The following is an 11852-nucleotide window of genomic DNA, read 5'->3' on the forward strand; positions in this document are numbered from 1 at the left end:
CCTTGTTTCATATGTTCCTGCAATGATTTTTACTTGGCGGCCGGCGCCGACCCGGAAGCGTCCGCCGAAGCGTCCAGCAGCACGGCATTGATGCCGTTCAGGAACGCCAGCGCGCTTGCTTTGATGATGTCCGTGTCCATGGCGCGTCCGGAGTAGATTTTGCCCTGCTGTTCAACCCGGATGTTGACGCGGCCTACGGCTTCTTTGCCCCGGGACAGGCTGTTGATTTTGTAATCCTTCAGCTGCACGTCCAGCCCGACGAGCGATTTGAGCACGCTGTACAAAGCGTCGATCGGGCCGTCTCCCACCGCGCTGTCTTTGTATACTTCGGAGCCTTTTTTCAATTTGACGGTGGCCGTCGGATACAGATCGTTGGTGACGACCTGGAACGATTCCAGCTCATACAAATGGCCGCTTGCGCTCTCGTCCATTGTCCGGTGATTGGTCACCAGGTAAAAGACGTCATGGTCGTACACTTCTTTTTTGGCGTCCGCCAGCGCAAGGAACTTGCCGAACAGCACTTCGAAATCCTCCGCGTTGCTGACGTCGAAGCCCATTTTCTCCACCGCGTTTTTGAAGGCATGGCGGCCCGAACGGGCGGTCAAAATCAGTTCCATGCTTTCCCCGCCGACCTCTTCCGGGGTCATGATTTCGTACACTTGGCGGTCTTTGAGCAGTCCGTCCTGATGAATGCCGGAGGAATGCGCAAAAGCATTTTCGCCCGTGATGGCCTTGTTGACCTGCACATCCAGCCCTGTCAAATGGGTCAGCAATCTGGACGTTTTAAGCAGCTCCGTCGTTTGGATGTTGGTCGTGCAGCCATAATAGTTTTCTCTGACCTTCAGGCCCATGACCACTTCCTCCAGCGAGGTATTGCCTGCCCGTTCGCCCAGGCCGTTGATCGTCACCTCGATCTTGTCGGCGCCGTTATGGATCGCGCTCAGCGTATTGGCCGTGGCCAGCCCCAAGTCGTTATGGCAGTGGACGCTCAGGATGACCTTGTCGTTCAAGTTTTTCAGCCGCTCGTTGATTTTGCGGATCAGCTCGCCGAACTCCTCCGGCACGGCGTACCCGACCGTATCGGGCACGTTGATGATGGTCGCGCCGGCTTTGACGACGGCCTCGATCGTTTGCCACAAATATTCGAAGTCCGATCTGGAAGCGTCCTCGGTGGAGTACTGTACTTCAGGCAGCAGCGTTTTTGCGTATCTGACCGCGTCGACGCCCATCTGCATGACGGCTTCCTTGGAACGGTTGAATTTTTTGTCCACATGGATGTTCGATGTGCCAAGCACGATATGGATGAACGGATGCTGCGCAAGCTTGATGCTCTCATATACGGCGTCGATGTCGTTTTTCACCGCGCGCGCCAGCGCCGTAATCGATACCTTGTCGCCGACCGTGCGCACAATTTCCTGGACCGCTTGAAAATCGCCGGCGGAAGACGCAGGGAACCCCGCCTCGATGATGTCCACGTTCAGCCGCTTCAGCTGCTGGGCAAACTCGATCTTTTGCTGCACGTTCAGTTTTGCGCCGGGCACCTGCTCCCCGTCGCGCAGCGTCGTGTCCAAAACGATAATGTTACGGTTCATTTTGCATGCCTCCCAAAGGTCATTTAATTTATATGGTGAAGGACTGTTGGTTAAACCCGGACTTTAACCAACAAAAAAACCCCGTCTCTACGTATAGAGACGAGGTTTAACCCGCGGTACCACTCTAATTCATTCCATAAAGGAACGATCTCTTTCGATGGCCATCACCATCTATCCCTGTAACGGGGGAAGCCGTCTAACCCTACATTGTCGGGCAGCTGTTCATAGACGAGTTCAAAGTGATCGACGCTGCCGTTTTGCACCAACCAACGGCTCTCTGAAAGGTCGTTTCACCTCTACTATTTCTAATCCCTACATTTGGTTTTTATAAATTATTGGCTATTATAGGGCATGAAACTTTTCCTTGTCAACCTCTTCCATCGGATTTTTACGGGTTCACCCGCTGCAGGCGCAGCGCGTTCAGCACGACCGAAACGGAGCTGAACGCCATCGCCGCGCCCGCCAGCCACGGTTCAAGGAAGCCCGCGGCGGCGAAAGGGATGCCGACCGCGTTGTAGGCAAGCGCCCAAAACAGGTTCTGCTTGATGTTCCCCATCGTCCGGCGGCTCATCAGGATGGCGTCGGCGATGCCGTTCAGGTCGCCGCGCATCAGCGTGACGTCCGCCGCCTCCATCGCGACGTCCGTTCCGGTGCCGATCGCCATGCCGATATCGGCGGTGGCAAGCGCCGGGGCGTCATTGATGCCGTCCCCGACCATGGCGACGCGTTTGCCCGCCTGCTGCAGCTTCTTCACCTCGGCGGCTTTGCCCTCGGGCAGCACCTCGGCCAGCACGCGCCGGATTCCGGCCTGATCCGCGACCGCCCGGGCCGTACGCTCGTTATCCCCGGTGACCATAATCACCTCGATGCCCATGTCATGCAAGCGGGACACCGCTTCGCGGGAAGTATCCTTGATCGTATCCGCTACGGCGACCATCCCCGCATACTTGCCGTCCACGGCGACAAGCATCGCCGTTTTGCCGGCGTCCTCCAGCAGCCTCATGCCGGGCATGGCGGTATCGACGGGAATGCCCCGTTCCGCCATCAGCTTGCGGCTGCCGACCAGCACCCGCCGTCCGTCCACCCTGGCGGAAACGCCGTATCCCGGCAAATTTTCGAAGTCCTTCGCCTCCGGCAGCGGGAGCGCCTTGCTTCGAACGAGCGCCCCGGCCACAATCGCTTCGGCGAGCGGATGCTCGGACCTCGACTCGACGGCCGCCGCCGTCCGAAGCAGCGACTGCTGCGTCATGAGCGGCGCCGGGACGACGTCGGTCAGCACCGGTTGGCCGCTGGTGACCGTCCCGGTTTTATCCAGCACGACCGCGTTAATCCCTTGCGCCGTCTCGAGATGCTCGCCTCCCTTGAACAGGATGCCCAGCTCGGCGGACCGGCCCGAACCGGCCATGATCGAAGTCGGGGTTGCGAGGCCAAGCGCGCACGGGCAGGCGATGACCAGCACGGCAATCGCCTTCTCCAGAGCGGACGGGAACTGGCCCGGGAGGATATAGAAATACCAGACCAAAAAGGTGACGACGGCGATCCCGACCACGATCGGAACGAATATGCCCGATATGACGTCGGCGATCCGCTGGATCGGCGCTTTCGAGCCCTGGGCTTCCTCGACGACCTTGATGATTTGCGCCAGCGCCGTTTCGCCTCCGACTTTGATGGCCTGAACGCGCAGCGTGCCGTTTTTATTAAGCGTCGCCCCGACGACCGCATCCCCTTCCCGTTTGACCACAGGCAGGCTTTCCCCCGTCAGCATCGATTCGTCGACGGAGGATACCCCTTGGAGTACCCGCCCGTCCACCGGTATTTTTTCGCCCGGTTTGACGATCAGCGTATCGCCCGTCCTTACATCGTCGATCGGGATGTTCGATTCCTGGCCGTCGCGGAAGACTAGCGCGCTTTTCGCCTGCAGCCCCATAAGGCTTTTGATCGCTTCGGAAGACCGCCCCTTGGCCAAAGCCTCGAACCATTTACCGACCAAAATCAGTGTAATGAGGACGCTGCTCGTCTCGTAGTACAGTTCCGCCGGATGATGCATGTCCGCTCCGAGCGAACGGATGGTCAAATAAAGGCTGTAGAAATAAGCGGCCGACGTCCCGAGCGCCACCAGCACGTCCATATTTGCGCTCCCGCCCCGCAGCGCTTTATACGCGCCCGCATAAAACTGTCCGCCGATCAGAAACTGGACCGGCGTCGCCAGCGCCAGCTGGAACCACGGGTTCGTAAACGGCGCAGGCACCGGAATCCAGGACGTAAAGGCGAAGTGCTGGGTCATCGCCCAAAGCAGCGGCAGCGACAAAACGGCCGCCATCATCCATTTGAAACGCTTATAGCCGATCTCCTGCCGCCTCAGCTCCGCGTTGTCTTTCGCTTCCCGTTTGGGGACGGCCTTGTAGCCGAGCTGTTCCACTTTTCTTATCATATCTTTCACGGTGACCGTGCCAGCCGCATATTCCACCCGAGCCGTCTCCAGCGCCAGGTTCACGTTCGCCCGGGAAACCCCCGGCATTCGGCCGAGCCCTTTCTCGATTCGGGCCGCGCAGGCGGCGCAAGTCATGCCCGAAATATCGAAGCCCATCGTTTCTTTCATCACGCCGTAGCCAAGCGATTCGATCTTGGCTTCCATTTTCCGCAAATCGGTGGACTTCGGATCGTAAAAGACGGCGGCCTGCTCCAAAGCCAGATTGACATGGGCCCGGTTGACGCCCTCCATCCGCCCAAGCCCCTTCTCGATCCGGGCCGCGCAGGCGGCGCAGGTCATGCCGGTGATCTGCAGCGTGGCGCGCTTCCCGTCCTCACGGTTTCCCGTATTCCGTTCCATAATCCCGGCTCCTTTCCGCTAGATACCCTGTTGGAGCATTATATGCATGACCATGCGTTCTCAGAAGGACAAGGCCGTCCGTCTCAAGAAAATGCACGAACAAAAAAAGGCAGCGGCAGACCCCGTCATCAGGTCCGCCGCTGCCTTGCAAGCATGGCCGGTTATATGTTTCGCCGATTCCCCGGTTGGAGATTATACGACGTCATACCCCTGCTCTTCGATCGCCTCTTTGATTTGGTCGAGGCTGATTTTGCTTTCGTCGAAATCCACCGTAACCTTATTGTCCGCCAGATCCACCTTGCCTTTGGCTCCGATTTCCTTCATCGCGCCTTCGACGGCATGGACGCAGTGGCTGCAAGACATTCCTTGAACGTTCAACGTTACGCTTTTCATGGGTTATTCCTCCTTGGATTTTGGGATAATCCCTGCTTTAAGGGATGTTATTTCATCAGTTTCTTGACCGTTACGAGCAGTTCGTCAATTACCTCGTGGTCTCCGGATTCGATCCGTTCCACCACGCAGCTTCTCATGTGATCTTCCAGCAGCAGCTTGCCGACCCCATTGAGAGCGGCCTGGATCGCAGCGATCTGATTCAGGACGTCGTCGCAATAGGTGTCCTTTTCGATCAACCCCTTGACGCCGCGAATCTGACCTTCGATGCGGTTCAGGCGGGTGATCAGATTGTTTTTCGTTTGCCTGGAATGGTGGCTGTGCCGTTCGCTGCAGCCTCCCGCGCAAGCATCGTCCAGAAATTCGGCATTTTCCTCCCCGGGGGAGATTTTTGCCTTTTGTTCAGCCTGGGCAATCATCTCATTCCACCTCCTTTTATCGAAGCCTTCGCCATCATTATACTATACCCTCCCTGGGTATTCAAGTGACATTTGTGAAGTTTGGCTTACATAAAGGATTTTCTTGGAAAATATCGAAATTTCAATGAATGGCAGCCAATATCAGTCCGAATATGCCGAAGAGGTTTGCAAGCCTTGTTCGATTCCCTTATATTGGTCTGGCAAACCCGGTTTTATGCGCATTTGTAGGCGCCGGAGGCGCAGGATGTCTTTCAAGGATTTGACCCGGTTTCTTGCATCTTTGCAAAATCCTCTTATGCTATATATACTACGCACATGCTACATCTTCAGAACAATCTGAACGAACAGGGGAAATATCCATGTTAAAAAAACACCCATTCCTGCAGTCCTGGATCACGAAAAACATGAACGCCCTTTTGTTCTGTATCCTTGGCATCGTCTTGTTTTCATTTTATGTACCTAGCCTGTCTTTTGAATATCGTTCGGGACAGTGGGTGCTGCTGGGATCGATGTTTGCCGCGTCGCTTGTCCTCTATTTCTATACCTTTCAGATTCCTCCGGAGGGCAGCAAGCAGTCGATGGACTCGGCCGTTTATTTGGCATGTCTGTTCATTTTCGGAACTTCGGCGGCGCTTGGCCTGCTTTTTCTCAGCTCGCTGCTGTTCGCCCTCATCGAACGAAAGGTGTCGTGGTGGAAGCATCTGACCAACTTTTCGATCTACGCGATCATGATCTGCGGGGCGGGGGCCGTTTTTAGCGGACTGGGCGGGCAGCTCGGACAGCTTCAAAACAAGCATCTGTTGTCTTACGTCGGCGCCTTGATCGTCTATTTCGCCTTGAATGTCCTCTGCATCGCAATCTATTATTACATGGCGGACCGGAGCCGCATCGCCGTCATGCTGAGGGGGCTGCTGCAGGAGTCGGCGCTTGTGTATACGTGCATCCTCATCCTGTCGCTCGTCCTAACCATTCTGATCGAAAACAATGGAGTGACGGGGCTCATATTATTTCTCGGGATCAGCATTTTTTTGTCCCATCTGTTCAAAAAGCTTTTCGATATGTACCTGCAGCTGCAGGAACGGGCCATCCGGGACCAGCGCACGGGGCTGTATAACCACAGCTATTTCGAAAATCTCCTCGAACATGAAATCCGGCTTGCCCGTTCTGCGGGCACTCCCCTCTCTCTGGCCATGATCGATATCGACGATTTCAAACGTTTTAACGACCATTTCGGCCATTTGGAAGGGGACAAGCTGTTGGGATTGGTCGGTGCGATTTTAAAAGAGGAGGCCAAACAGGCGGGCGTAACCGCTTCCCGGTACGGCGGCGAGGAATTTACGCTGCTCATGCCCGGATATACCGAGCAGGAGGCGCTTGTTTTCGTCAACCGGCTGCGCAAAAAGGTGAATGATACTCCCTTTGCCGGCGTGGAAATATTGCCTCATGCTTGCCTTTCCTTCTCGGCGGGCATTTCCGGGTACCATATCGACATCCACGACAAATCCATGCTCGTGCTGCAGGCGGACCAGGCGCTGTACGACGCCAAAAAGCAGGGCAAAAACGTGGCTTATATCTACGGCAGCTCCTTTCCGCTCGAGCAGGAAATCGAAATCGCACAAGATGTGCGGGACATCGAGCAGCTGCTTAATCTGTTTTTATATAAAGACATCAATACGTTTAAGCATTCCAAGCGCGTATTCCGCTACGCGATGGACATAAGCCTGCTCCTGAAGCTTGATCCGCATACGCGGAAACAGTTCGTGCTCGGCGCGCTCATCCATGACATCGGCAAACTCGAAATCCCGTGGGAAATATTGAACAAACAAGACAAGCTGACCCCGAACGAATGGGAAGCGGTCCGGAAACACGTCAACTGGGGCAAGGAAATGGCGATCACGAACGACAAGTTCAAGGAGCTCGCTCCGTACATCGAACTGCATCATGAACGATTTGACGGGACGGGTTATCCCCATGGTTATAAAGGGGCTGAAATTCCGGTGCTGTGCCGGATGCTTACCATTATCGATTCCTTTGACGCGATGACCTCGGAACGGCCCTACCAGTCCACCAAATCCGTCCAGGAAGCCGTCATGGAGCTCCGCCGCTGCTCGGGAACCCAGTTCGATCCGGAGCTGGCCGGCCTGTTCATCGAATACATCGAAGGAAAAAGCGGTCTTGGAACCGGCGGCAAGGAGCTGCCGAACTAAGCGGCCCCATTCAAAAAGGCCGTCCCTAACGGCTTCATGCCAAGGGACGGCCTTTTCTTATTCCGAGCCTGCTGCCACGTCTTTTCGGGTACTGGCTTGAGCTGCCGGAGAGTCTTATCGGCTGCCGTTCAATTCATGCGAGGTCTGATGAAGTTCTTTGATCATTTGCTGCAGAAACATATTTTGCTGCCGGCTGATGCCATGCTGGTTATCCCGGATCAGCAGCTGTTGAATGTGTTTCTTCAGCATTTCGCTACGACGCTCCAATACGGCTTGACTCATAAGATTTCATCACTCCTGATTTGGTTTTCCCCTGGCGGGAAGTTCTTTATTTCATTATAAAACGATATGAAAAAAGATGAAAACGTTCAGAAAATAGCAGAGGCTTCCCTGAGACAGCTGAGCTTGCAGGAGGTCCCGATAAGCGGTGCCAGCCGGAAAGATGCTCCCGATTCCTCCCTGATGCCCCCCGATAGGGGCCGATGAGCCTTCAAAATTTGCCGATACGGGCAGGTATGTTCTTTGAAGCCAACCATCCGCCTTGCGCCAAAACAGCAGAAAACCTTTAACCTGGAAAGCCCAACGCTTCCCTGCCATGAAATGCTGTGATTTCCTGCACTTTTTCGGAACTTTGTCACATCCTCTTTACTCTTGAGCTGCCGCGGGTTTCCGGCTCCTTCTTCTCTATGGCGTGGACCGGCAGGGGGCGAATAGCCCACACGGGCCATTTTTTTCTGCGGGATGCGGCTATACAATAATTTCTGGGCTTAAGGAACGTCGCCGGAAAGACGACTCTGCCCGATTCATGGCATGTATGGAGCATATCTTTCGCGAAAAACGCAACATCCTCAGCAAGAAGAACAACAATCCGGCGGTTTGCAAACGGTCTTTTGAAGCATAAAGCTCTTTTGCAAACCCCCAGATCGAAGGTGATCCATTGAACAAGAACAAACGGCTGCTTTCGGGATTCATGACGGTGATGCTTGCCGTCCTCTTTCTCTTTCCCGGATTGGCTTCAGCCCATGCGTATATCGTCGAATCGAACCCGGCCGAAAACGGGACGCTGCAAAAATCTCCGGCCAAGATCGACATCCGTTTCAACGAACCTCTGCAAAAAGCCTTTCATGCGATCAAAGTGACGGACTCTACCGGAAAAACGGTTAATACGAGTGAAAGCCGCTTTCCTGATGGAGAAAACTCCGTGCTGGAAGCCGATCTGCAGCCCGATCTCCCGAATGGCGTTTATGCCGTGCAGTGGAAGGCGGTGTCGGCCGACGGCCATCCCATCGAGGGGACGTATTCGTTCCAAATCGGCGAAGGCGGCGGCAGCGGTGCGTCCGGGTCCGAAACGGTCGTGTCTGCCGGTTGGCCCGGCGCCGATCTGATCGTCACCCGCTGGCTCATTTACGTCAGCCTGGCTTTTCTGGCAGGCATTTATTTTTATCAGCTGTACCTGCTGCCGGCCGGAGCCGGAAGCCGTCCGTCTTGGTCGGCACGCAGCTTGCGTCTTATGTGGATCGGCATCGCGGTATTTGCGCTCAGCTTTCTCGCCAGTCTGCCGCTGCAGACCGGGATCGATGCCGGCGTCGGCTGGAGCGGCGTAGCGTCCGATCCTTCCCTGCTGCTTAAAATGCTGCGGATCACGAGCTTCGGCGAGGTGTGGCTTGTGCAGCTTCTGCTGCTGGCCATCCTTGTTGCCTTGGCCTATGCCCTGCCGAAAATCAAAGACAAGGACCATGCCTACATGGCCGGCACCGTCTCCTTCCTGCTCGTGATGGTTCTGCTTTTGGCCAAAGCCTTTATCGGACATCCGGCCGCTTCTTCGCAAAAGGCGCTTGGCATCACGATGGACTTTCTCCATCTGGGAGCCGCTTCCCTTTGGCTGGGCAGCCTGCTTGCATTTGCGGCGCTGCTCCCGAAAGAAGCGTCCCTGAAGGCGGAGACGGAAGAACGCAGAAAAGGGTATTTCGCCGTCATCCGCCGCTTCAGCTTATGGGGCACGGTCTTTGTCGTCCTGATCCTGATCAGCGGGATTTACGGCAGCCTGCAAAACGTGCCGACATGGTATTCGCTTTTCCACACGCCTTACGGAACGGTTTTGTACGGCAAATGTGCGCTGCTCCTTATTATGCTGGCCTGCGCGCTCTGGAATTTTTTGACCGGCAAAGAAGCCAAAAAGACCTTGGGACCCGGCGTCTGGCTGGAGCTGGCGGCCGGCGTTGCCGCCCTGGCTCTTGCTGCGGCCTTGACCAACATGCCAACCGCCATGTCTTCGCCAGGCCCGCTTGATGTGAAGCAGACGCTGGAGAACAAAACGGTCGTTGCGCTGCACATTACCCCGAACGTCACGGGCGTCAACGACTTTGAGGTTCGGATCCAGGACGGCAAAGGGCAGCCGGTGCAAGGCATTCAGCAGGTGAAGCTGACCCTGACCCACCTCGACATGGATATGGGCAAATACGAAATCGTCATGCCGGGCGGCAAAGCTGAGGGGTTCAAGGCCAAAGACCTGATCACCATGGCCGGCAAATGGAACGTCCGCGTGCATGTCTTAACCGACAAGCTGGATACTTGGGACACCGATATCGTCATTCATGTCGGTAATCATTAAGGTCGTTAACCGAAGATTATGCAAAAATTCTGAACCAAAAATAAAGGAGAGAAACTTTCATGAAATTGTTCAAACGACTTCCGTTTATGGCGACCGTTGCGGCGGGATTCCTGCTGTTCTCCGGCATCGCCAGCGCGCATGTGACGGTGAAACCCGCCGTCTCCCAGCCCGATGCCTGGGAAACTTACACGATTAAAATCCCGACTGAAAAAGAGATCCCGACGACCAAAGTCACTCTAAAGGCGCCTGAAGGCGTTGAACTGATGTCCTACCAGCCGGTCCCGGATTGGAAAGTCACTCCCCAGAAGGACGGCTCCGGCAAAATCACCAGCATCACCTGGGAGGCGACCGGAGCCGGCATCCAAGCCGGCGAATTCCAGCAGTTTAATTTCGTGGCGCATAATCCCGACAAAGAAACGAACGTAGCTTGGGACGCGTTCCAATACTATAAGGACGGCAGCATCGTGGAATGGACCGGCGACGAAGGTTCCGAATCCCCGCATTCGATCACGAAAATCACGACGGCTTCCGGGGAGGCAACAGAACCTGCCGACCATGGCCATGACGCTGCGGCCGGGGATCAACAAAGCCAGCAAGGAGACGCCGGCAAAACCGAAACAGCGACTCCCGATCCGGCCCCTGCATCCGACAACTCGTCCGCAAACGGCGTACAAACCGCAACGCTTGTCGTCTCCATTGCCGCGCTCGTGTTGTCCGTCATTTCTCTTGTTGCGGCTTTCGCCAAGAAAAAGCGTTAATGTCACCGGTAAGAAAAACGTCTATCGACGCACTCCCGAAGAAGCCGGACCGCATGATAGGCAGTTCTTCTTACAATACCCAAGAAGCAGCCCCCGCAAAGCGTGGGCTTGGCTTCGCAGCCGATTCAGCCCGTGCCTGCTATAGGCGCGGGCTTTTTTATGTCCACCCCATGCGGACAAGCAGTCCATAATAGCTAGCATGATGCCCGTAGCCCGGCCATATATTGTAAAGATGTATGGCGTCCAAATTGGAAGCCGGACGCAACCATATACGAAGGGAGGTCATCGATATGATCGAGTTTCGCGAGGTTAACAAAGCATACGGAAGCTTTCAAGTTCTGCAAAATATCAATCTGCGGATCGAAGAAGGCGAGGTTGTCGTCATCATCGGTCCCTCCGGCTCCGGAAAGAGCACGCTGCTCCGCTGCATCAATCGCCTGGAAACGATATCGTCGGGCGAGCTCATCGTCGGCGGCACGCCGCTGCATGACAAAAAGATCGACATTAACCGGTTCCGTCGCGATATCGGCATCGTGTTCCAGCATTTTAACCTGTACCCCCACAAAAAAGTGATCGACAATATTACGCTCGCTCCGGTCAAGGTGCTGGGCCTGAGCAAAACGGAAGCGAAGGAAAGAGCCCTCTCCTATTTGAAGCGTGTCGGCATCGCCGACAAAGCGGACAGCTATCCTTCCCAGCTCTCCGGCGGCCAGCAGCAGCGGGTGGCGATTGCCCGGGGGCTCGCCATGAAGCCGAAAATCATGCTGTTCGATGAACCCACCTCCGCCCTGGATCCGGAAATGATCGGCGAGGTGCTGGATGTCATGCGGGACCTGGCCCATGAGGGCATGACCATGGTAATCGTCACGCACGAGATGGGTTTTGCCCGCGAAGCCGCGGATCGGATCGTGTTTATGGACAACGGACAGATTCTCGAAGAAGCCACGGCCGCCGACTTTTTCCGGGAACCGCGCGAGGAGCGCGCCCGGCTCTTCCTAAGCCGTTTGATCCGGCATTAAAAACGCATGCCTACATATTCTCTCGG

General features: G+C 55.6%; 9 protein-coding genes and 1 other annotated feature. Of the genes, 4 read left to right on the forward strand and 5 right to left on the reverse strand.

Going from position 1 to position 11852, the window contains the following annotated elements; all coding sequences use genetic code 11:
• Nucleotides 1–29: 29 nt before the first annotated feature.
• From GQY55_RS06070 to GQY55_RS06085, 4 genes are all read right to left on the reverse strand, one after another.
• Nucleotides 30–1592, reverse strand: coding sequence for a 2-isopropylmalate synthase (locus GQY55_RS06070; RefSeq protein WP_160039187.1), 1563 nt, complete (start codon nt 1590–1592; stop codon nt 30–32).
• Nucleotides 1593–1684: 92 nt separating this feature from the next.
• Nucleotides 1685–1914 (reverse strand) — a binding site (T-box leader).
• A gap of 66 nt (nt 1915–1980) precedes the next feature.
• Nucleotides 1981–4422, reverse strand: a complete 2442-nt coding sequence (locus GQY55_RS06075; RefSeq protein ID WP_160039189.1) for a heavy metal translocating P-type ATPase — start codon at nt 4420–4422, stop codon at nt 1981–1983.
• A 192-nt stretch (nt 4423–4614) separates the two neighbouring features.
• On the reverse strand, nt 4615–4815 hold the full coding sequence (locus GQY55_RS06080) for a copper ion binding protein (protein ID WP_160039206.1): 201 nt from the start codon (nt 4813–4815) through the stop codon (nt 4615–4617).
• Between the two features lie 47 nt (nt 4816–4862).
• Nucleotides 4863–5231: a metal-sensitive transcriptional regulator gene (locus tag GQY55_RS06085; protein WP_160039216.1), complete on the reverse strand. Its 369-nt coding sequence runs from the start codon at nt 5229–5231 to the stop codon at nt 4863–4865.
• 359 nt (nt 5232–5590) lie between these two features.
• Between GQY55_RS06085 and GQY55_RS06090 the strand changes: the two genes are divergently transcribed.
• Nucleotides 5591–7438: a bifunctional diguanylate cyclase/phosphohydrolase gene (locus GQY55_RS06090; protein WP_236575447.1), complete on the forward strand. Its 1848-nt coding sequence runs from the start codon at nt 5591–5593 to the stop codon at nt 7436–7438.
• Between the two features lie 114 nt (nt 7439–7552).
• Here the strand turns inward: GQY55_RS06090 and GQY55_RS30975 are convergent, their stop codons facing one another.
• Nucleotides 7553–7720, reverse strand: coding sequence for a hypothetical protein (locus GQY55_RS30975; RefSeq protein ID WP_201452100.1), 168 nt, complete (start codon nt 7718–7720; stop codon nt 7553–7555).
• Between the two features lie 655 nt (nt 7721–8375).
• On the opposite strand from GQY55_RS30975, the gene GQY55_RS06095 reads away from it, so the two are divergent.
• The 3 genes from GQY55_RS06095 (at nt 8376) to GQY55_RS06105 (ending at nt 11826) form a co-directional block, all read left to right on the forward strand.
• Nucleotides 8376–10049 (forward strand): copper resistance CopC/CopD family protein, encoded by a 1674-nt coding sequence (locus tag GQY55_RS06095; protein WP_160039218.1) that lies wholly within the window; start codon nt 8376–8378, stop codon nt 10047–10049.
• A 59-nt stretch (nt 10050–10108) separates the two neighbouring features.
• Complete coding sequence (locus tag GQY55_RS06100) at nt 10109–10807, forward strand: YcnI family copper-binding membrane protein (RefSeq protein WP_160039220.1); 699 nt, start codon at nt 10109–10111, stop codon at nt 10805–10807.
• Between the two features lie 290 nt (nt 10808–11097).
• Nucleotides 11098–11826 carry an amino acid ABC transporter ATP-binding protein gene (locus GQY55_RS06105; protein WP_160039222.1) on the forward strand — a complete coding sequence of 243 codons (729 nt, stop codon included), beginning with the start codon at nt 11098–11100 and terminating at the stop codon, nt 11824–11826.
• Nucleotides 11827–11852 lie beyond the last annotated feature (26 nt).

Origin of the sequence: Paenibacillus sp. USDA918EY (assembly GCF_009870825.1) — a bacterium.
Classification (GTDB): Bacteria; Bacillota; Bacilli; order Paenibacillales; family Paenibacillaceae; genus Paenibacillus_AQ; species Paenibacillus_AQ albilobatus.

Bases quoted from the DNA above. Each gene is read 5' to 3' on its own strand.
- GQY55_RS06070 (WP_160039187.1), bottom strand. From the start codon at position 1,592: ATGAACCGTAACATTATCGTTTTGGACACGACGCTGCGCGACGGGGAG.
- GQY55_RS06075 (WP_160039189.1), bottom strand. From the start codon at position 4,422: ATGGAACGGAATACGGGAAACCGTGAGGACGGGAAGCGCGCCACGCTG.
- GQY55_RS06080 (WP_160039206.1), bottom strand. From the start codon at position 4,815: ATGAAAAGCGTAACGTTGAACGTTCAAGGAATGTCTTGCAGCCACTGC.
- GQY55_RS06085 (WP_160039216.1), bottom strand. From the start codon at position 5,231: ATGATTGCCCAGGCTGAACAAAAGGCAAAAATCTCCCCCGGGGAGGAA.
- GQY55_RS06090 (WP_236575447.1), top strand. From the start codon at position 5,591: ATGTTAAAAAAACACCCATTCCTGCAGTCCTGGATCACGAAAAACATG.
- GQY55_RS30975 (WP_201452100.1), bottom strand. From the start codon at position 7,720: ATGAGTCAAGCCGTATTGGAGCGTCGTAGCGAAATGCTGAAGAAACAC.
- GQY55_RS06100 (WP_160039220.1), top strand. From the start codon at position 10,109: ATGAAATTGTTCAAACGACTTCCGTTTATGGCGACCGTTGCGGCGGGA.
- GQY55_RS06105 (WP_160039222.1), top strand. From the start codon at position 11,098: ATGATCGAGTTTCGCGAGGTTAACAAAGCATACGGAAGCTTTCAAGTT.